This is a genomic window from Rhodococcus sp. 05-2255-1e (genome assembly GCF_002259025.1).
In the GTDB taxonomy this organism is placed as follows: Bacteria; Actinomycetota; Actinomycetes; order Mycobacteriales; family Mycobacteriaceae; genus Rhodococcoides; species Rhodococcoides fascians.
Genome location: NZ_NOZE01000036.1, coordinates 59,824 through 78,218, shown reverse-complemented (window position 1 = coordinate 78,218; position 18,395 = coordinate 59,824). Strand labels below are relative to the sequence as shown.

The following is an 18,395-nucleotide window of genomic DNA, read 5'->3' as shown; positions in this document are numbered from 1 at the left end:
GGTCAGCCAATCCCTGGAATGAGTCGAACGAGCAGGTCGATGAGCCAGATACCGACGAACGGACTGATGACGCCGCCGACGCCATAGACCAGTAGGTTCCGCCGCAGCAACGCAGCTGCGGACGCCGGGGTGTATCGAACACCTTTGAGTGCCAACGGAATCAGCGCGACGATGACGAGCGCGTTGAAGATCACCGCGGACAGGATCGCCGATTCCGGGGTCGCCAGGTGCATGATGTTGAGCCCGCCCAGCTGGGGATAGACGGTGGAGAACATCGCCGGCAGAATCGCGAAGTACTTCGCCAGGTCGTTGGCCAACGAGAACGTCGTCAGAGCACCGCGCGTGATGAGCAACTGCTTACCGATTTCGACGATCTCGATCAGTTTGGTCGGATCGGAATCGAGGTCGACCATGTTGCCGGCTTCCTTGGCGGCCGAGGTGCCGGTGTTCATCGCCACGCCGACGTCGGCCTGCGCGAGAGCCGGGGCGTCGTTGGTGCCGTCGCCGGTCATCGCGACGAGCCTGCCGCCTTCCTGCTCCTGCCGGATGAGCGTGAGCTTGTCCTCGGGAGTGGCCTCGGCCAGGTAGTCGTCGACACCTGCCTCGGCAGCAATGGCTTTGGCGGTCAGCGGGTTGTCGCCGGTGACCATCACGGTTCGGATGCCCATGGCCCGCAGCTGAGCGAACCGTTCGGCAATGCCGGGTTTGACGACGTCCGAGAGTTCGACGACACCGAGAGCGCGAGCAGCAGAACCGGTTTCGCGTACCGCGACCACCAGCGGAGTGCCGCCGTTCTGGGCGATGTCGTGCACGGTACCGTCCAGATCGGCCGTCCCGCCGCCGTCGCGAATCCAACTGTAGACCGAATCCGCTGCACCCTTGCGGATCTCCATGCCCGGTAGATCCAACCCGCTCATCCGGGTTTGCGCCGTGAACGCCACGAACTCGCCGCGCTCGGATTCGCCCTCTGCCGTGACGGAGTCGAAGTCGCGCTCGACCAGTTCGACGATGCTGCGTCCCTCGGGGGTGCCGTCGGCCAGCGACGACAGCCGAGCTGCGCGAGCCAATTCGGCGGCGTCGATGCCCGTCGCCGGATGCAGGCCGGTGGCGCGGCGGTTACCGAAGGTGATGGTCCCGGTCTTGTCCATCAGCAGGGTGTCGATGTCGCCTGCCGCCTCCACTGCCCGGCCGGACATTGCCAGTACGTTGCGCTGCACGAGGCGGTCCATGCCCGCGATACCGATGGCGGAGAGCAGTGCCCCGATGGTCGTGGGGATCAGGCAGACGAGCAGGGCAATCAGCTGGATTGGATCCTGTTGCTGTCCCGCGTAATTCGACATCGGACCGATGGCGACGACAGCGAAGAGAAACACGATGGTCAGCGACGCGAGCAGGATGTTCAGGGCGATCTCGTTCGGCGTCTTCTGCCGCGCCGCGCCCTCGACGAGGGCGATCATCCGATCCACGAACGTCTCACCCTGCGCTGCAGTGATTTTCACGACGATCTCGTCGGACAGCACGATCGTGCCGCCGGTGACGGCCGACCGGTCACCTCCGGATTCACGGACCACGGGAGCCGATTCACCGGTGATCGCCGATTCGTCGACGGTCGCAATGCCCTCGATGACATCGCCGTCGCCGGGAATGACCTCACCGGCCGAGACGACGACCTCGTCGCCGACCTTCAATTCGGCACCGGCCACCTCGGTGATCACGAACTCGGCACCCGACGCCGTGCGTCGTCGAGCAGTAGTGTCTTGCTTCACCTTTCGCAGGCTGGCCGCCTGCGCCTTGCCGCGGCCTTCGGCTACGGATTCGGCGAGGTTCGCGAACAGCACCGTGAACCACAGCCAGCCGGTGACGAACCAGGCGAACACCGACGGCTGAGCGATCGACAGGATCGTCGTGACGATCGAGCCGAGAAAGACGACGAACATGACCGGGTTGCGGGCCAGGTGACGCGGATCGAGTTTGCGAAACGCGCCGGGTAGTGCGGTCTTCAGTGACAGGTTCATTGCATGGCCTCTGCTATGGGTCCGAGAGCAAGTGCGGGGAAGAAGGTGAGGGCCGCGACCAGGATCGAGGTACCGATCAGCAGCGTGCCGAACAACGGTCCATCGGTGGGCAGGGTGCCGGCGTTGGGTGCGCTGCGTTTGGTCGTCGCAAGCGAACCGGCCAGGGCCAACACGAAGACGATCGGCAGAAAGCGGCCGAGCAGCATCGCGATACCGAGGGAGATCTGGAACCAGTCGCTCGTCACGGTCAGGCCGCCGAACGCGCTGCCGTTGTTGTTCGATGCCGATGCGTAGGCGTAGAGCACCTCGGTGAAGCCGTGGATGCCCGGGTTGCCTTGATAGCTCGTCGTCGATTCGAGTATCACCGTGATCGACGTGCCGACGAGCACGAGGATCGGCATCACGAGAACCGAGAGCGCGGCCATCGTGATGGCCCGTCGACCCAGCTTCTTGCCGAGGAATTCCGGAGTTCGGCCGACGAGCAGACCACCGACGAAGACGGCGATGACCGCGAGCACCAGCAATCCGTACAGACCGGTGCCGACGCCACCCGGCGCGATCTCGCCGAACAGCATGTTCAGCAACACCGCTCCGCCGCCCAGCGCAGACATACTGTCGTGGGCCGAATTGACTGCGCCGGTCGATGTTCCGGTCGTCGACACCGCGAACAGCGCAGACGCCGGGATGCCGAAGCGAACTTCCTTGCCTTCCATCATCGCGCCCGCGGCCGTTGCTGCCACTCCACGGGTACCGGATTCGGCGAACAACGTCACCGCCAACAGCGTCGCCCACAGCGTCGCCATCACCGCAAGCAGCGTCAGACCCTGCTTGCGGTTGCCGATCATCGTGCCGAACGTACGAGTGAGGGCCACCGGGATCAGCAGCAACGAGATGATCTGCACGATGTTGGTCAGTGGTGTCGGGTTCTCGAACGGGTGCGCCGAGTTGGCCGCCAGAATGCCACCACCGTTGGTGCCGATCTCCTTGATAGCCTCCTGCGAGGCAACGGGCGCAAGCGCATTGGTGACCGTCTGCCCATCGAGACCGGTGGAGGTGAAGCCGGACGAGAACGACATCACCGTGCCCTGAGTCAGCATGATCACCGCGACGAGCACAGAGAGCGGCAGCAGAATACGGAGCGTCCCGCGCGTGAGGTCGACCCAGAAATTGCCGAGCTCACCGCCCGTCGACACCCGAACGAAGCCGCGCACGACGGCGATCGCCACCGCGAGACCGACTGCAGCAGAGACGAAGTTCTGCACCGCCAGCCCCAGCGGCTGCGTCAGATTCGACAGCGTGGTCTCGGGAACGTACGACTGCCAGTTGGTGTTGGTGACGAACGACGCCGCAGTGTTGAACGCCATCGCCGGACTCACCCCCGACAGGCCACCGTTCAGCGGGAGCACACCCTGAATTCGCTGCAGTACGAACAGGAATACGACCCCGGCGAACGAGAACCCCAGCAGGCTGGTGGAATAGCCGACCCAGGTCTGTTCCGACGACGAGTTCACCCGGGCCACCCGATAGAGCAGACTCTCGACTCGAGTGTCGTGGGTAGAACCGAACACCCGGGCCATGTAGTCACCGAGCGGCACGTACGCCGCCGCCAACACGACTATCACGATGCCGATCTGAAGACCGGCAAGCAGAGCAGGATTCATGGCGCCGTCAGAACCTCTCCGGATCGAGAAGAGCGACGAACAGGTAGACCGCGACGAACGCGGCCACCGTGAGACAGAGCAATTCGGTCATTGCTCGATCTTGAATCCCACCAGCGAACGAAAACGCGTTCCTTACGCTTTCCTACGCCCACGACCTGCGGTCATGACGGGGTTTTTACGCTAGCGCTCCTCGGGCAATCGCGATCCGCTAGCGCTCCTCGATGTCGTCGACGCGGATTTCGACCGCATCCCTGCCGAGGGTGACGCCGAGCAGGTCCGCAACCACGTCGATGGCGATCGATGCCAGTTCTTCGCCTGCCGCCTGCAGATCGTCGCCGTACACGCCGATCACCGCGACGAACAGACCTGTGCAGGCGTGATCCTCGAGATCGAGGTCGATCTCGGTGGGCTGTGCACCGTGTACGCCCGCGAGGGCACGGCGCAACGTCGTCTTGACGATGTGATCGCTGATCCGCAGTGAGTCCCGTGGATCGGCCGCTGAACCCGCCGGGAAGACGCTGTCGATCGGCCAGGTGCGACGCGTCGTATTGCGCACTTTCGCGAGGATGGACGAGCTGATGTCCACCCAGTTCGGTTCCTGCGGTGCCTCCCGAAGCTCGGTGGCAGCACGCGCGAGAACCGCATTCGGTTCTACCGGGTTCGCCATGTCGCCAACCTTTCGCTCAATGTTGCTCGTGCTCTGGTCAATTGACCTCGTACTGCTCCTGCGGACAACGTCATGATCGCGCCGATCTCCGGATGGGTCAGGCCCTCGACCTCCCGAAGCAACCAGCAGGCCCGTTGCCGATAGGGCAACTCCGCCAGTGCCACACCCAATTCGGCCATGAAGCTGTCTGCTTCGACGTCCGCCTCGGGATCACTTCCCGCGCCCGTGCTCTTGCGCTCGAATACCCAGTCTTCCGCAGGAGGAACGCTGCGACGCCGGCGATGATCTATCACTTTGTGCGAGACCAACGAGAACAGCCAGGTGCGCAGAGCCGACTCGCCACGGAAGTTGTCGAGCCCCTTCCACGCTGCGACGAACGCGTCCTGCACCACCTCCTCTGCTGCACCCTGATCGGACAGCATGTTTCGGGCGTACCGAAACATCTCCGGTCCGTATCGGCCCACGATCTCCTCGAACGCATCCGTCTCGCCGAGCGCGGCTGCGCCGACGAGTACGCGGTCCGACGCATCTCTCCACTCCATCGGGCCCCCAGACGTAATCTATGACGTAGGTCACTTTATTTGTACGTGCGTTTCGGTGATCGAGCTACGACCAACTCCTGACACACACTGTGCACCACAACTCAGCGAAGAGAGGCAGTCATGAGCTCCACGACGGACACCAAGGCAACCGTATCCGCAGCAGGCGAAGGCAAAACCGACATCACCACGAAGTCGGATTCCGTGCTCGTCAGCTCGCAGGGCCGCACCACCATTGCCGATACCGTCGTCTCGAAGATCGCCGGCATCGCCACCCGTGAGGTCCAGGGCGTACATGCCGTCGGCGGCGGAGCGAGCCGCGCGATCGGTGCCCTGCGCGAGCGTATCCCGGGTGCCCGCGTCAACCAGTCGCAGGGCGTCTCGGTCGAGGTCGGCGAGCGTCAGGCAGCGGTCGACATCGACATCGTCGCCGATTACGGCGTCTCGATCGCAGACCTCGCAGCAGGCATCCGTCGCAACGTCATCAACGCCGTCGAGCGCATGACGGGCCTCGAGGTCACCGAGGTCAACATCGTCGTTCACGACATCTACCTGGACGACGGCTCGGACGAAGAGGAGACCACCGAGACCGCCTCCACCCGAGTGCAGTGACCGACCCGAACCCGACGGACCGTGACAAGTCCGAGGACATCGCCGACGCCGTACAGGCGATCGACGGTGTCGTCGGGCTGCACGGCGGCATGTTCGGCGAGGCTGCGACCTATCTACCCGGACGCCGCGTCGCCGGCATCCGGATCGCAGACGACGGCACCGAGGTACACGTCACTCTCCAGTTCGGCTACGCCGTACGGGAGACCGCCGAGGCAGTGCGTAGCACCGTCGCGGCAATGGTCGACGGGCCCGTGCACGTCACAGTCGAGGATGTCGTGCGGGTCTGAATTGTGCGAGTCTGACCAGGTGAACGAGCATTCAGCGCGCGACCGGGCCGCCGCGTACAAGGCGGCCCGGCGCGCTGTGGCCCGAGAACACCACCCCGACATCGGTGGTGATCCCGCCCGGTACATGGCAGAGCTCGCGGAAGTCGACCGCCGGTTCGCCGTACTTCCGTCGACTCCGATCAACACTGCCAGCGCACCGACAGCGTTCCGTTCGTCCTCGGTACCGACGCCACTGCGCACACTGCCGAAACGCATCGCCCGGCTCCGCAAACGCGTCACTCGACGCAACTACTTCGACATCTGAACTCTCGACATCCGAACACTCTGACTGGAGATCAAGACCATGACCACTGCAACCATCGGTTTGTTCGTGGGACTTCTGCTGGCCATCGCCGCAGCAGCCGGCGGCTTCACCGGCTTCCTCATCGCCATCGTCCTCGGCGGACTCGGTTTCTTCGTCGGCCGCTACATCGACGGTGAACTGGATCTGAACTCGATCATGCGTGGTCGCGGTCGTGACTGACACAGCAGCAGCCCCCACGACCCCCGGGACACCGGCAGCAACCCCGGGGTCACTCGCGGACCCCGGCGATCGCGGTTCCCTGGAGATCAAGCACAAGGCAGTCGAACGCCTGGCCGTTCTGGCGGCCCGCGGCACCGACTCCGTCACCGACCGCCAGCCCGGACTGCACCTCCTCGGTGGGCGTGATCTGCCGAAGGCCGATGTGACGATCACCGGCGAGCGCGTGCGAGCAAAGGTCTCCGTCGGAGTCACCTGGCCCTCACCGTTGGCGAAAGTGGCTGCGAACGTTCGCGCCGCCGTGGCCAGAGACCTGTCCGAACTCGGTATCTACACCGTCGACCGAGTCGACGTGACCGTCGAATGCATACCGGCCGAGCCCACCAGCGAAGAAGGGAGAGTGCAGTGACAGAGCAAGCAAGCAAGAAGCCGGTGGCCAACCCCACCGCAGCTGTTCCGGCCGTCCTGTTCGCTCTCGTTCTCATCGCCGCCGGAGTCGTACTCGGACGCGAGGCGCTGCTGAAGCTGGGCGCTCTCGACGGCTCCGAGTGGGTCGGCCCGGCCGCATCGAACCTCGACGGGCTCACCGCTCAGCAGTGGATGCTGCCCGCAGGTATCGCGGCCGTCGTCATCGGATTCGTTCTGGTGTTCGTGGCAATTCGCCCACGTCGTCGCACCCACCGTGCTCTCACCGAGCAGGGCGTCTGGCTTCGTAAGGGCGACGTCGCTGCCGTCGCGCGATCTGCCGCCCTCGACAGTGTCGGCGTCGACACCGCGTCTGCCAAGGCAGGCAACAAGAAGGTCACCGTCGCCGTATCCACCGTGGCCGGTACCGACACCTCTGCTCTGAAGTCCGCGGTTGTGACATCCGTGGACGACGCCCTCCGCCCACTCGCGTCGGCACCCAAGGTGCGCACCCGAGTGCGAACGACAGGACAGGCCTCATGAAAGGACAGCAGCTGTGAAACGTGCAACCGCATCGCTCGACCGCACCGGCACAGCCGTCGTCGGGCTGGCTCTGATCGCTCTCGGCGGCGGAGCCATTGCCTGGGAACGCGGCGAGCTTCCCGGCCGCGAGCGGCTGGACGCCGCGTTCGTCGACACCGCCGTCGACGCCGGTTGGTGGCCCTGGGCTCTCGGCGTCGCCGCTGTCGTGCTGATCCTGCTGGGTCTGTGGTGGTTGCTCGCGCACCTGCCGCGCCGATCGGTCGGGACCGTGGCCTTCGGATCCACGTCGGCCGACGTCACGAACGTGGAGGGAGAGCAGGTCGACGGCAGGCTCAGCGTCGACCTCGGCACCGCCGCCCGTAGTGCAGCCAAGTCGCTGGCAGGTCACGACGGAATCGTCTCGGCCTCCGGTCGCTCTGTCTCGGACAGGGGACAGCGCGTGGTCGAGATCGTCGCGACGCTCGACCCGGCCGTCACGTCCCTCGAGCAGGTGTCGGGTGCCGCAGCACGGACCCGTGACGACATCGTGACCTCACTCGACGGAACTCCAGCCAAGGTGCGAATTCTGTTGCAGTGCGGCAAGTCTCGCAAGCAGTCGGCGCGCGTCAGCTGACTCCGGAGAACTCGATCTCCCCGATCAGACCGTGGTGGTCCGATCCCGGGAGGTCGATTCTTTCCAGTGATCGGGCGTGCCCGGAATTGGTGAGAATGTGGTCGATGCCGACGACGGCCGGAGTGCCCTTGTCCGTGGGATAGGTCGGTATCAGCCCCATCCCCAATTGTGCTGCAGCGTCGGAGTATCCGGCATCGAGTAGGTTCCTGAACTTCTTGTGCGAATACGTGGTGTTGAAATCACCGCTGACGATGACGGGACCGATCGCAGACACCGCCTCGAGATCGCTACGGAGCGTGTCCAATTCGGCGGTCCAGATATCGGCCGGGGTGACGTATGCCGGGCCGGGATGGACGGCCAGCAGCGTCACTGGCTCCGATCCGGGAACGTCGACGGAGGTGGCCAGGTTCACCGGCCCGTAGCCGTCCAGTTCGCGGTTGTCGGACAGCGGTGTGCGACTGTAGATTCCGGCACCTCCGCCACCCGTCGGCAACGCTCGCAGGTAGCTGTACGGAAAGAGTTGCTCCATGCCGGCATCACGCAGCCCGAGCACCGACGCATCGGTCAGCTCTTGGATCGTCACGACGTCGACGGCGTTGTCGCGTGCCGATCCGACGACGACCGACGGATCGGCGCTGCCCACCATCAGGTTGGCCTGCATCACCCGCAGCCGGACGGCATCGCCGCTCGCCTCGTCCTGAGATGCCGCGTCGGCCACGTACAGAGGTGCGTACGCCACTGCGGCTGCTGCCAACACGACCGCCGACACCGCCGCCAGAATCCATTGCCTACCGATCAGCGCGACGACGGCACCGACCACGACAGCGACGAGCATCAGGGGAACGAACGATGCCAGCGCGATCAGAACGTTGATGCGAGTGTCGGTGTAGTACGCCCCCATCGCGACGAGTCCGGTGACGATGCCCAGCGTCGCGATCGTTCCGGTGAGAATCCGTACCCAGGTTCGCTGCATCGCACCGAGAGTAGCTACGCCCTGACGCCGACGGTCAATGCTCGGACGGTTGTCCAGGTCAGAGACATCAAGCCCCGTACAGCCGCGAACGAGAACGCCGTCGACCACACCGTTCTGGTCGCCGGTTCGGCAACAGGAAGGCCGGCGAATCGATCGGCCAGCCAATCGAGGGTCAGGGGCGCACTGAGCGGATGCAGCGACAGGTGCTCGCTCAGCCGATCTCGCAGGTAGGTCACGTGTGCGCCGGCTTCGAGATACCGATCGACCTGGCCGTCGACGTCGTCGACGGCAATGATCTGGTCGTGCACGGCCTGCACGACCAGCAGCGGCACCGATGGAGCAGTGCGACCGGGCTGGATGTCGTGGAACACCTGCACGATCTCGGGTAAGGCGAGCAGGTCGGCGAGCGGAATGTCGATGTAGTTGTCGAGATCGTGCCGAGCCAGCCGTCTGACGGCGCGAACGGTCGTCATCGATTCGACGGAATCGAGAATGCGCATTCCGTCCTCGCTGACGTACTGACGCACCACGCGATCGAGATCGGGGTAGGTGCGTCGCAGTCCCGCGACAACAAGCGTCGGCAGAGCCGCGTGCAGCGTCGCGTTGAGCCTGGTGAATGCAGAACCCGGATCGCCGACGGGGGAGCCGAGGGCGGCACCGACGAGCTCGATCTCCGGCGCGTATTCGGGGGCCATCTCCGCGGCCCACGACGTCGCGAGCCCGCCGCCCGAATATCCCCACAATGCGACGGGTGTGCTCTCGTGCAGTTCCAACGACTCGAACGAGAGCGCCGCGCGGATCGCGTCGAGTGTGCAGAATCCTGGTTCCTGCGGCGACCCCCAATGTCCGTCCGGTCCCTCGTGGTCGGGGATCGAGATGGTCCATCCGCGGCGCAGGGCATGCAGAACCAGCAGAAACTCGAACTGGGGAACTGCGCCGAGGGCCTTCGAGCCGCGTCGAAGCGCGTAGGACGGAAAACACGAGGACGCGACGCCGTCGATGGCGCACTGGTACGAGAGCAACACCGGTTCGGCATTCTGCGGCCGCAGCACCGTCGTCACACTGGCCTGCGGTACACCGCCCAGATCGGCGGTTCGGTAGAGCAGCTGCCACGCGTCGACTCGCTGGCGCACGTGGCCGAACATCGCGACCTCGACCGGCCTCACCTTGAGGATCGACCCCGGTAGAGCTGCTTCGTACCCCTCGGGCGCGGCGTAGAACGGGTCGTTCTCAGGCCTGGTTGCATCCTCGCAGCTCGGCCATTGTTCCACCGGCCAGGACTGTTCGTCCGCCATCGATCTGTCGACGCTCATATCCCACCGCTTCTTGTCCGAGTCTCTTCGTCACACTAACTTGCCCTGAACGGCCCCTTTTCATGCAGCCTGCTGCCAGTTGGTGATCAGAACGTCGGTCGCATAGCTCAGGTCGAGGCCCTCCCCGCCCCAGTTCGGGACAATGGCGTCGGGTTCGATGTGCTGATATTGCCGCCGGAGGACCTCCGCGTCTCCGGACAGCGCCGGCGCATGAACCATCTCTGCTCCCGATGGGTGCCGGAACGTGAATCGTTGGTGGCCGAGGGATTCGATGAGGAAGTAGCCGTCGTGCAGTGCTCGATGGTGTTCGCCGCACAGCAGGACCAAGTTGTCGAGCGAGGTCGCACCTCCCCGCGAGCGGTAGGTGACGTGGTGAGCATGCAGAAACCGGGTGCGCCCGCACCCGGGCACCGAGCAGCATCGATCGCGAATGATCAACTGACGCAACTGGGTTCGACTCGGAGCTTTGGCCGTGGTACTCCACCGCACAGTTTTTCCCAGCCGGCCGTGACCGACGACTCGCATCACCGACGAACACAACACCTGGGCGAGAGTTTCGTCGTCCAGACCAGGTCCGTCGTCGAAATGAGCATGATCGCACCCTGCTTCGGTGCTGTCGCCGAGGTGGACCAACACCTCCGCGGCAGGTGAGACGACCGGAGAATCGATGGCGTCACACACCATCTCCGCCATTGCGACGAGCGCAGGAACGGGGTTCGGCGGTGCCGGGGCCGACCGGTCACCCTCGGATTCCACCTCCGTGCGAGTGCGCTCGTACTCGGCCCTGGTCACCGCAGCCAGAAATCGCTTGCCGTCCTCGGGCCGAAAGCGCGCCGTCACCACGAGCGAGCCGTCCTCGTCGTCCCAGCGCCACCGTCCCACACACGGATCGAGGTCGACACCGTTGCCTCTGGTCGGCCGCATCGCCTTCTTCAGACCACGGCAGAGACGTTCGATGTGCGCGGCGGGTGCATCGAGCGCCTTCTGCAACAGTGACGCTTCGTTGTCGGCTGTTGCGACACGGGTCATCGCGCGCACCTTCGAATACGACACCGTGCCGCTCAGGTACGCAGAGGTGATCATGGGCAGCTCTCGCATCGCCTTGGCCACCCGTACCTGCTCGCGGGCAGTGTGCAGATCGACTCCCGCGCGCCAGGACAACCAGTGCGCACAGGACCTCGTCTCCCACGCGGCCCACCCACGTCGATCATCGAACTCACCGACCAGGATCAGATACTGCGCAGATGCAGCCGCGATCTGGCCCGCCAGCGCGCATATCTCCGTCTCGATGTCTGCAATCTCGACCATGAATGCCCCCACTCGTCGAATGTATGTTCGACGAACAGTACGACGAGGCACCGACAAGAACGGCGGGAAACCGACGCACCCGTCCCCGCGGGGACGTCGTCGGGGTTGCTTTCTCGCCCACGGGCCCGATACTGAGCATCAGATGCTGGATCCGACGGAAAGTGGGTGTGGCCATGAGCGGTTCGGACACCTGGGGCATCCCCAGCTCGGACTTTCTCCGCTGGTACCTGCTCGCGGCCGTTCTCGCAATACTCCTGACGATGGCGGGGAACTGGATAGCCGCTCACCGATCGACCCCGGTGACGTCGGCGGGGCGCGTGCTCACACCCCCCGAAGTAGGTGTGCTCACCAGCGACTCCCAGGCGGTGATGGCGTCGTTGGCCATACTTCGCGGTGCCGAGATCATCGACTCGCAAGGAAGGAAGCGCCGCGAGCTGAGCGCCACCGAGCGCACCCAACTGGACTGGTTCACCCGCACCGTCCTCGAACGACTCGGTAGCGGTAAGGCCCCACTGGTTCGCTCCCGGCTGGTGGCGAACATGTCCGGAACCTGCGCGCAACTGCGGAGCACTCTCGTCGACGAGGGTCTGCTGCACGGCGCACGCGGCTCCGCCGTCACTCGGGCATTCCCGGTGCTTGTCGTCATCGCAGTCGGGATTGCCCGCATCGTCGCCGGCACCGCGAACGGCAAGCCCGTCTGGTTTCTCGTCGCGATCGTGCTCGTCCTGTTCGCGGCGGTGCCGGTTCTGCTTCGTCGACGCCGTCGGACAGCTGCGGGCGATACCGAACTACGCCGACTCCGCGCCGAGAACGACTACCTTTCACCCCGCGCGCGACCGTCCTTCACCGCCTACGGGCCGACTCGTGCCGGAATGTCTGCAGCCATCTTCGGAGCAGGGGCCCTGCTGATGCTCGATCCGGCGATGGCCGGTGCACTCAGCTACGGCACCGCCCAGGCCGGTGGGGCCGCGTCGTTCGGCTTCGGCGGCGACAGCGGAGGCAGCGGAGGCGACGGCGGCAGTAGCAGTTGCGGCGGTGGCGGTGGGGGATGCGGCGGCGGAGGTTGTGGAGGTTGAACATCGACACAGTGCCCGTCGGGCTCGGAATCGGTTGGCGCTCGGAGATATCCGGCATCGTCTCGGAACTCCCGGGGCTGTCGTTCTGCGAGGTCATCGCCGAATCGATCGGTGAGCAGGCACCCGATCGCCTCGTCGCATTGGGAGTTCCCGTCGTCACGCACGGAATCTCGTTGTCCTTGGGCGGTGCCGAGCCGGTGGAACACCGTATCGACCGACTGGCACGAGTGTCATCCATGCTCGGATCCCCGCTGGTGAGCGAGCACATCGCCTTCGTCCGCGCCGACGGCATCGAGGCCGGTCATCTGCTTCCGGTACCACGCACCCACGAAGCCCTGACGGCGCTCGCGCGAAACATCGCACGAACGCAGGATGGTGTGCCGGTTCCGCTGGCGGTGGAAAACATTGCAGCCCTGTTCGATTGGCCGGAAGACCAATTGACCGAGAGTGAGTTCCTGGCAGAACTCGTCGAGCGGACCGGCGTGAGCCTGGTGCTCGACATCGCCAACGTGTACGCGAACGCACTCAATCGAGGCCGCGACCCGTGGACCGAACTCGAACGCCTGCCGCTGGATCGAATTGCCTACTGCCACACCGCCGGTGGCACGGTCCGTGGCGGCATCTATCACGACACCCACACTGCGCCCGTGCCCGACGAAGTCCTCGAATTACTACGGACCTTTGCGATGGCCGGTCATCGCACGCCCCTGATGCTCGAACGCGACGGTCACTATCCACCCGAGGCCGAGCTACTCGCAGAACTGGATGCGATCGCGGATGCCGCGGGACTCGATCGCATCACCGGGGTACGGACGTCCGGGTACGCGAGGTGAGCGACGACCTGGCGCGCCGTCAAGAAGAGTTGGTACGCGCTCTCGTGGCAGGTGGGCCACTGCCCGCCGAATTCGATTCTGCGACAGTGGACACTGTCCGGGCGGCGTTGCTGAACAAACGAGCGGCCGAGATCGCGGCACGCTATCCGGCACTGCCCTTGGCGTTGGGCGACCGATACGAAATGTTGTTCCGCCGATGGGCGTCGAGCCGCCCCAAGGTGTCGACGGCCGAGGATGCCGAGGCCTTCTACCGAGCCATGGAACAGGAAGGGGAACTCGCCGCCACACATCCGGGACGGGTCGGGCAGCGAATGCCATACATGGCCGACGCACCCAACCCGCTCGCGCGCTTTCGCAGTCCGCTGCGCAGCACGTGGTTGACGTCGGTGTTCGGGGCGGTGCTGCTCGTTGCGCTGCCGATCGTGATTCTGACGGGCTTACTGTCATACAGTGCGTACGGGCCGCAGTTCGGCCAGGCCAAACCAGGTGCCGTCGGGTGGTTGCGCTTACCGTTCTTCGACTGGCCGACTAACCCGGCCTGGCTGTACCAGCTGACGCAGGGCCTGCACGTCGGGCTGGGCCTGATCATCGTCCCGCTCGTCATCGCCAAGCTCTGGTCGGTGATGCCCAAGCTCGTCGAACTGCCGCCGGTGCGGTCGCCGGCACATGCACTCGAACGACTGTCGCTGCTGGCACTCGTCGGAGGTCTGCTGTTCGAGATCGTGACCGGCGTGCTGAACATCCAGTACGACTACGTGTTCGGCTTCGACTTCTACGCCGCTCACTACTTCGGTGCCTGGGTTTTCATCGCCGGATTCCTGGTGCACCTCGGCCTCAAGGTGCCGCTGATGTGGCGGACCCTTCGATCGGAATCGTTGATGGACGTCCTGCGCGCCCGCAACGAAGCGCCGAGCCGGCCACACCAGACCATGAGCCGACGCGGTGCGATCGGATTGGTCGCCGCCGGAATGGGTTTCGTGGCCGTGTTGACGGTGGGGCAGACCGTCGGCGGCGTCCTACGCAAGGCAGCAATTCTCCTTCCGCGGGGACGGTCGTACGGCGACGGGCCCAACGACTTTCAGATCAATCGCACTGCCGAGGCGGCCGGAGTCACCGAAGAACAGACGGGCGCAGACTGGACACTGTCCGTCGAAAGTACCTCGGAGAACATGGAACCGGTGGTTCTCTCCCGCGGCAGGCTGCTGTCGATGACTCAGCACACCGCCGAACTTCCCATCGCCTGTGTCGAAGGATGGTCGACCACGCAGAGTTGGACGGGCGTTCCGTTGGCCGAACTCGCAGCACTGGCAGGTGTACCCGCACCCAGGTCCGCGGAAGTCATCTCGATAGAACAGGGTGGCCCATTCGGTCGTGCTGTGCTGCAGGGTAATCAAGCGCTCCATCCCGATTCACTGTTGGCATTGAAAGTCAACGGCGTCGATCTCTCGCTCGATCACGGCTACCCGGCACGCGTCATCGTTCCCGCGCTTCCCGGTGTGCACAACACCAAGTGGGTGGCGCGCATCGTGTTCCGTTCGTGACTTTGCAAAACCGCCCGGATGGTCGAGAATCTTTCATCGGTGGCCCGCGGGGCTGCCGACGAAGGAATGCTCCTTCGCCTGGACGAGTCCAAAAGGTCATGCCACGATGCACGCACTATCTCGAGGCCTTCTCGCCGCGGGTGCAGCCCTCACGCTGATGCTCGCCGCGGGCTGTTCGTCGTCCGACGCCGGCACTGCCGTTGCCGCAGACACCACCGCCTCCAGCAGCTCCGCAGCCCCCACCACCACCGACAACGTGTCCGGCCAGGAAGGCATCGACGCCGGTGGCTCCACCGACATCGACGTCGAGATCGGCCAGTGCGTCAAGCTCGGCGGCACGATGACGGCCGCCGAAATCGACAACGCCGAATGCGGCAGCACGGAGTCCAACTACAAGGTCATCGCCAAAGCCGCAGAGAACGAGCAGTGCCCCACCGACGTCAACCAGACGTACTACGAGACTCTGAACGGTGTCGAGCAGGGCGCACTGTGCCTCGACGTCGACTGGGTGATCGACGGCTGCATGAGCGTGCCGAGTACCGGAATGGACGAGCCCGCCCGAGTCGATTGCGCAGACCCCAGCGCGACGAGCGTCGAGAAGGTCACCGAGATCAAGACCGGTACCGCGGACCCCAACGACTGCCCCGAAGGCGGATTCGCCTACGAGGCACGGCAATTCGTCGTCTGCACCACGACGGTGGCCTAGCCTCGAGTCGCCGTCATCATCTGTGTGACGTACTGATAATCGAGGTGGCCGTGGCTGTCGATAGCCGCATGAACCGCTCGGAGCACTTCCTGCCGTCGTGTGTCGGTGAGAATCAGGTGACTCGAATATGTCGCGGCCATCGCGCAGAATTCGTCTGCGGAGTAGCGCTGAACCCACTCGTACGTCGACGTGGACCAGGGGCCGAAGCCGACCGCGCGGGGTACCGCGGTCTCGGATTGCACGCCGAGGGAGTGCGCCAACAGCGGTGCGGCGTCCGGCTCGGTGGCGATGTACGCAGCCCGTACCGACTCCCACACCGGGCCGTCGAGCTGACCGGGCATGTTCCACCACAACCGAAGTGATCCCCCGGGGACCAACGCACGAGCCGCCACCGCGGCTCCTCGATCGGGGTCGACCCAGTGCCACGCTTGAGCGGCCACAACGACGTCGAACGATGACGGCGCACCGACGAAGTCCTCGAACCGGGAGACCTGAACATCGACGTCCATGTTCTCGGTGCGGCGTCGGATCACCTCGGCCATACCCGAATCCGGCTCGACCGCAACCACCGAAGCGCCGCGTTCGGCCAACGCGACGGTGGCTTTTCCGGTGCCGGCTCCCGCTTCCAGCACGCGGGTCGCACCGCCGGCAAGAACATCCGTGTACAGCGCCGCCGGGTATCCAGGGCGAGCCCGGTCGTACTCCTCGGCGACTCTTCCGAAGCTCAATCCGCGGGGTCGTTCCGGCTCGTCCGTCACGTTAGCCAGAGTACCGATTATTCGGGACTACCGATGTTCGGCCGCTTCCAGCTGCGATCGGAGAGTGGACTCGGTGTGCCGAATCGCCTGCCCGACGACGGGCTCCACGACGGCCCCGAGAACTTTACCGGCGATGCCCCCGGGCAAGCTGTAACGGAAGATGACGTCGAGACGGGTTTGGCCCTCATCCAGGTCCGTGAAAGACCAGGTCGAGGAGTTGGACAGGCCTTCGACCGATTCGAGCGTGAGTCGCTCGTTCTCGACCCATTCGGTGACGCGCACGATCGAATTCAACGATTTGGGGCCGATCTGCATGGTTGCGTCGTACGTCGCCCCGAGACCGGAGGTGGTCTCACTCCTCGGCTCGAACCGCGTGATCCCGAACATCCACCGCGGGACGTTTCGATAGTCGTCGAGGTAGGCGAAAGCCGCATCGCGGGGTGTCGACGCGACCGCCGAATGGTTTATCTCACGCATTCCACCGACACTAATACACGCGACGGCGTGTTACACATAGATTGACGTCGGCTTCTACCGGCGGACGTAGCCCGCCTGCTTGTCCACCACATTGACCAGGGACTCGTTCCGCCGGTACCTATCGAGATTGTCCTCGAACAGCGTCCACAGCCGATCGGCGAAGTCGTCGGCGTCACCGGCCAGATGCGCCGTCAGAATCACGTTGTCGAGCTCCCACAGCGGACTCGACGCCGGAAGTGGCTCGACCTCGAAGACATCCAACACAGCCCATCCGATCGCCGCGGAATCCAACGCCTCACACAAGGCCTGTTCGTCGACAACGGGACCACGGGCGATGTTGACCAGCCCCGCGTCGTGACGCATCGCCCCGAGCACCTCTGCATTCACGAGCCCGCGAGTCTTCTCGGTCAGCGGCGCGGACAGCACCACCACGTCGTATTCACCTGCGTAGGAAGGTAACTCGTCCACCGAACGAATTCTCTCGAACTCCGCATCTCCCGGCCGCTCGGATGTACCGGCCGCGTCGACACGCATGCCGAGTGCACCGAGAACGCGACCGATGGCGCGGCCGATCGCACCCGGACCGACGACCAGCACCCTCCGATTGTGAATTCCACTGGTGAGGCGATGCTCCCAAACCCGTTCACGTTGTCGCCGAAGCGCTTCGGGCAGCTTCTTCATCGACGCCAGAATGCCTGCAGCGACGTATTCGGCGATCGCACGGTCGAGAATGCCGCCGGAGTTGGTCAGCACCCACGGACTGTCCCGCAGCACCGGATCCAGCACCCGATCGACCCCGGCGCTCGACACATGAATCCAGCGAAGCTTGTCGGCGTGCGGCCACACATTCTGCAGGTCGACTGCCTCGAACGTGCGAAACAGTAGAACCTCCGCCCACGACACCGCATCGACGAGTTCGGGGATCGTGCAACTGCGGAAGTCGACTCCGCCAATCGACGGGAAGGCCTTTCGGTCCGAATCACTTTCGACCACAAGCACGTTCACCATAGGACTCGTCACCTCCGTACGATGGCAGGGTGCTCACCGTAGAACTCGCGTCTGCCGCCGACGCAGCAACGATACTCGACCTCCGGCACGCCGCCGAGGACTGGTTGGCCGCCCGGCGAATCGCTCAGTGGGCACCGCGCGAGGTACCGCTGTCGACTGTTGCGGCCCAGATCGAGGCAGGGCAGTTCCACATCGCCCGACGCCACCCCGCTGGCCCGATTGTCGGAGCCCTACGACTGATCTGGGCCGATCCAGCCATCTGGCCGGAGCCGGACAACGACGCAGGCTACGTGCACGGACTCGTGATCGACAGAAGCGAAGCCGGTACGGGACTGGGGACGTCGCTGCTCGAGTGGGCGTCGCAGCGGACCCGACAGGAAGGGCGAGGGCTGCTACGGCTGGACTGCGCCGAGACCAACACTGATCTACGCAACTACTACGTTCGGCAGGGTTTCCAGAACGTCGGCCGTCGCGACTTCGAGGGTGGCAGTTCGTGGTTCAGCGTGGCGCTGTTCGAGAAGCCGACCGCTCGATAGTGTC

At 64.8% G+C, this 18,395-nt stretch carries 23 protein-coding genes; 12 read left to right on the top strand and 11 right to left on the bottom strand.

All coding sequences use genetic code 11. The features are described from left to right. Positions 1–2: 2 nt before the first annotated feature. The 5 genes from kdpB to CH262_RS22815 form a co-directional block, all read right to left on the bottom strand. Positions 3–2,015 (bottom strand): potassium-transporting ATPase subunit KdpB, encoded by a 2,013-nt coding sequence (gene kdpB, locus CH262_RS22835; protein WP_032385179.1) that lies wholly within the window; start codon positions 2,013–2,015, stop codon positions 3–5. Further along, positions 2,012–3,676, bottom strand: a complete 1,665-nt coding sequence (kdpA, locus tag CH262_RS22830) for a potassium-transporting ATPase subunit KdpA (protein WP_032367713.1) — start codon at positions 3,674–3,676, stop codon at positions 2,012–2,014. Before kdpA ends, kdpB begins: the two co-directional genes overlap by 4 nt. A gap of 7 nt (positions 3,677–3,683) precedes the next feature. Then, positions 3,684–3,767 carry a potassium-transporting ATPase subunit F gene (locus CH262_RS22825; protein ID WP_072691966.1) on the bottom strand — a complete coding sequence of 28 codons (84 nt, stop codon included), beginning with the start codon at positions 3,765–3,767 and terminating at the stop codon, positions 3,684–3,686. Positions 3,768–3,884: 117 nt separating this feature from the next. After that, a complete protein-coding gene (locus tag CH262_RS22820) occupies positions 3,885–4,343 on the bottom strand; it encodes a hypothetical protein (RefSeq protein WP_032385180.1) in 459 nt (152 codons plus the stop codon). After that, positions 4,328–4,885 (bottom strand): RNA polymerase sigma factor, encoded by a 558-nt coding sequence (locus CH262_RS22815; RefSeq protein ID WP_052056556.1) that lies wholly within the window; start codon positions 4,883–4,885, stop codon positions 4,328–4,330. Before CH262_RS22815 ends, CH262_RS22820 begins: the two co-directional genes overlap by 16 nt. Before the next feature lie 120 nt (positions 4,886–5,005). Between CH262_RS22815 and CH262_RS22810 the strand changes: the two genes are divergently transcribed. From CH262_RS22810 to CH262_RS22780, 7 genes are read left to right on the top strand one after another with little or no spacing between them, the layout of a single operon-like run. Further along, a complete protein-coding gene (locus tag CH262_RS22810; protein ID WP_027495128.1) occupies positions 5,006–5,494 on the top strand; it encodes an Asp23/Gls24 family envelope stress response protein in 489 nt (162 codons plus the stop codon). After that, positions 5,491–5,781, top strand: coding sequence for an Asp23/Gls24 family envelope stress response protein (locus tag CH262_RS22805; protein ID WP_027495127.1), 291 nt, complete (start codon positions 5,491–5,493; stop codon positions 5,779–5,781). Before CH262_RS22810 ends, CH262_RS22805 begins: the two co-directional genes overlap by 4 nt. A gap of 19 nt (positions 5,782–5,800) precedes the next feature. After that, positions 5,801–6,085 (top strand): hypothetical protein, encoded by a 285-nt coding sequence (locus CH262_RS22800; RefSeq protein ID WP_162182897.1) that lies wholly within the window; start codon positions 5,801–5,803, stop codon positions 6,083–6,085. A gap of 39 nt (positions 6,086–6,124) precedes the next feature. Then, entirely contained in the window at positions 6,125–6,304 is a 180-nt protein-coding gene (locus CH262_RS22795) for a hypothetical protein (protein ID WP_027495126.1), read from the top strand. After that, positions 6,297–6,710, top strand: a complete 414-nt coding sequence (locus tag CH262_RS22790; protein ID WP_032370065.1) for an Asp23/Gls24 family envelope stress response protein — start codon at positions 6,297–6,299, stop codon at positions 6,708–6,710. The genes CH262_RS22795 and CH262_RS22790 overlap by 8 nt, the downstream gene beginning before the upstream one ends. Then, the gene (locus tag CH262_RS22785; RefSeq protein ID WP_052053617.1) at positions 6,707–7,249 is read left to right on the top strand and encodes a DUF6286 domain-containing protein; all 543 of its coding nucleotides are present in this window, start codon (positions 6,707–6,709) and stop codon (positions 7,247–7,249) included. The genes CH262_RS22790 and CH262_RS22785 overlap by 4 nt, the downstream gene beginning before the upstream one ends. 13 nt (positions 7,250–7,262) lie before the next feature. Next, positions 7,263–7,862, top strand: a complete 600-nt coding sequence (locus tag CH262_RS22780) for a hypothetical protein (protein WP_052056557.1) — start codon at positions 7,263–7,265, stop codon at positions 7,860–7,862. On the opposite strand, the gene CH262_RS22775 is transcribed toward CH262_RS22780, so the two are convergent. The 3 genes from CH262_RS22775 to CH262_RS22765 are packed head-to-tail and all read right to left on the bottom strand — an operon-like array spanning position 7,855 to position 11,468. Continuing rightward, complete coding sequence (locus tag CH262_RS22775) at positions 7,855–8,835, bottom strand: endonuclease/exonuclease/phosphatase family protein (protein ID WP_052056559.1); 981 nt, start codon at positions 8,833–8,835, stop codon at positions 7,855–7,857. The genes CH262_RS22780 and CH262_RS22775 overlap by 8 nt on opposite strands. 14 nt (positions 8,836–8,849) lie before the next feature. Further along, on the bottom strand, positions 8,850–10,148 hold the full coding sequence (locus CH262_RS22770) for a lipase family protein (RefSeq protein ID WP_032385181.1): 1,299 nt from the start codon (positions 10,146–10,148) through the stop codon (positions 8,850–8,852). A 60-nt stretch (positions 10,149–10,208) separates the two neighbouring features. Further along, on the bottom strand, positions 10,209–11,468 hold the full coding sequence (locus CH262_RS22765; RefSeq protein WP_143547157.1) for an HNH endonuclease signature motif containing protein: 1,260 nt from the start codon (positions 11,466–11,468) through the stop codon (positions 10,209–10,211). Between the two features lie 161 nt (positions 11,469–11,629). Between CH262_RS22765 and CH262_RS22760 the strand changes: the two genes are divergently transcribed. From CH262_RS22760 to lppU, 4 genes are all read left to right on the top strand, one after another. Then, positions 11,630–12,532 (top strand): TIGR04222 domain-containing membrane protein, encoded by a 903-nt coding sequence (locus CH262_RS22760; RefSeq protein ID WP_032385387.1) that lies wholly within the window; start codon positions 11,630–11,632, stop codon positions 12,530–12,532. Continuing rightward, positions 12,505–13,365, top strand: a complete 861-nt coding sequence (locus CH262_RS22755; protein ID WP_094718487.1) for a DUF692 domain-containing protein — start codon at positions 12,505–12,507, stop codon at positions 13,363–13,365. Before CH262_RS22760 ends, CH262_RS22755 begins: the two co-directional genes overlap by 28 nt. A 311-nt stretch (positions 13,366–13,676) precedes the next feature. Then, complete coding sequence (locus CH262_RS22750) at positions 13,677–14,906, top strand: molybdopterin-dependent oxidoreductase (RefSeq protein ID WP_052056662.1); 1,230 nt, start codon at positions 13,677–13,679, stop codon at positions 14,904–14,906. Between the two features lie 106 nt (positions 14,907–15,012). After that, complete coding sequence (gene lppU, locus CH262_RS22745) at positions 15,013–15,612, top strand: LppU family putative lipoprotein (RefSeq protein WP_094718486.1); 600 nt, start codon at positions 15,013–15,015, stop codon at positions 15,610–15,612. Here lppU and CH262_RS22740 read toward each other — a convergent pair. From CH262_RS22740 to CH262_RS22730, 3 genes are read right to left on the bottom strand one after another with little or no spacing between them, the layout of a single operon-like run. Then, on the bottom strand, positions 15,609–16,370 hold the full coding sequence (locus tag CH262_RS22740) for a class I SAM-dependent methyltransferase (protein WP_052056563.1): 762 nt from the start codon (positions 16,368–16,370) through the stop codon (positions 15,609–15,611). The two genes, lppU and CH262_RS22740, sit on opposite strands and share 4 nt — an antisense overlap. A 27-nt stretch (positions 16,371–16,397) precedes the next feature. After that, the gene (locus CH262_RS22735) at positions 16,398–16,847 is read right to left on the bottom strand and encodes an SRPBCC family protein (protein WP_032385183.1); all 450 of its coding nucleotides are present in this window, start codon (positions 16,845–16,847) and stop codon (positions 16,398–16,400) included. Positions 16,848–16,901: 54 nt separating this feature from the next. Then, entirely contained in the window at positions 16,902–17,855 is a 954-nt protein-coding gene (locus CH262_RS22730; protein WP_032385184.1) for a D-2-hydroxyacid dehydrogenase, read from the bottom strand. Positions 17,856–17,884: 29 nt separating this feature from the next. On the opposite strand from CH262_RS22730, the gene CH262_RS22725 reads away from it, so the two are divergent. Next, positions 17,885–18,391, top strand: coding sequence for a GNAT family N-acetyltransferase (locus CH262_RS22725; protein ID WP_032385185.1), 507 nt, complete (start codon positions 17,885–17,887; stop codon positions 18,389–18,391). Positions 18,392–18,395: the final 4 nt, after the last annotated feature.

What these genes read in the sequence shown, in the direction of transcription:
- kdpB (WP_032385179.1), bottom strand. Translation starts at nt 2,015, where the DNA reads ATGAACCTGTCACTGAAGACCGCACTACCCGGCGCGTTTCGCAAACTC.
- kdpA (WP_032367713.1), bottom strand. Translation starts at nt 3,676, where the DNA reads ATGAATCCTGCTCTGCTTGCCGGTCTTCAGATCGGCATCGTGATAGTC.
- CH262_RS22825 (WP_072691966.1), bottom strand. Translation starts at nt 3,767, where the DNA reads ATGACCGAATTGCTCTGTCTCACGGTGGCCGCGTTCGTCGCGGTCTAC.
- CH262_RS22820 (WP_032385180.1), bottom strand. Translation starts at nt 4,343, where the DNA reads ATGGCGAACCCGGTAGAACCGAATGCGGTTCTCGCGCGTGCTGCCACC.
- CH262_RS22815 (WP_052056556.1), bottom strand. Translation starts at nt 4,885, where the DNA reads ATGGAGTGGAGAGATGCGTCGGACCGCGTACTCGTCGGCGCAGCCGCG.
- CH262_RS22810 (WP_027495128.1), top strand. Translation starts at nt 5,006, where the DNA reads ATGAGCTCCACGACGGACACCAAGGCAACCGTATCCGCAGCAGGCGAA.
- CH262_RS22795 (WP_027495126.1), top strand. Translation starts at nt 6,125, where the DNA reads ATGACCACTGCAACCATCGGTTTGTTCGTGGGACTTCTGCTGGCCATC.
- CH262_RS22775 (WP_052056559.1), bottom strand. Translation starts at nt 8,835, where the DNA reads ATGCAGCGAACCTGGGTACGGATTCTCACCGGAACGATCGCGACGCTG.
- CH262_RS22770 (WP_032385181.1), bottom strand. Translation starts at nt 10,148, where the DNA reads ATGAGCGTCGACAGATCGATGGCGGACGAACAGTCCTGGCCGGTGGAA.
- CH262_RS22760 (WP_032385387.1), top strand. Translation starts at nt 11,630, where the DNA reads ATGAGCGGTTCGGACACCTGGGGCATCCCCAGCTCGGACTTTCTCCGC.
- CH262_RS22755 (WP_094718487.1), top strand. Translation starts at nt 12,505, where the DNA reads ATGCGGCGGCGGAGGTTGTGGAGGTTGAACATCGACACAGTGCCCGTC.
- CH262_RS22750 (WP_052056662.1), top strand. Translation starts at nt 13,677, where the DNA reads ATGCCATACATGGCCGACGCACCCAACCCGCTCGCGCGCTTTCGCAGT.
- lppU (WP_094718486.1), top strand. Translation starts at nt 15,013, where the DNA reads ATGCACGCACTATCTCGAGGCCTTCTCGCCGCGGGTGCAGCCCTCACG.
- CH262_RS22735 (WP_032385183.1), bottom strand. Translation starts at nt 16,847, where the DNA reads ATGCGTGAGATAAACCATTCGGCGGTCGCGTCGACACCCCGCGATGCG.
- CH262_RS22730 (WP_032385184.1), bottom strand. Translation starts at nt 17,855, where the DNA reads ATGGTGAACGTGCTTGTGGTCGAAAGTGATTCGGACCGAAAGGCCTTC.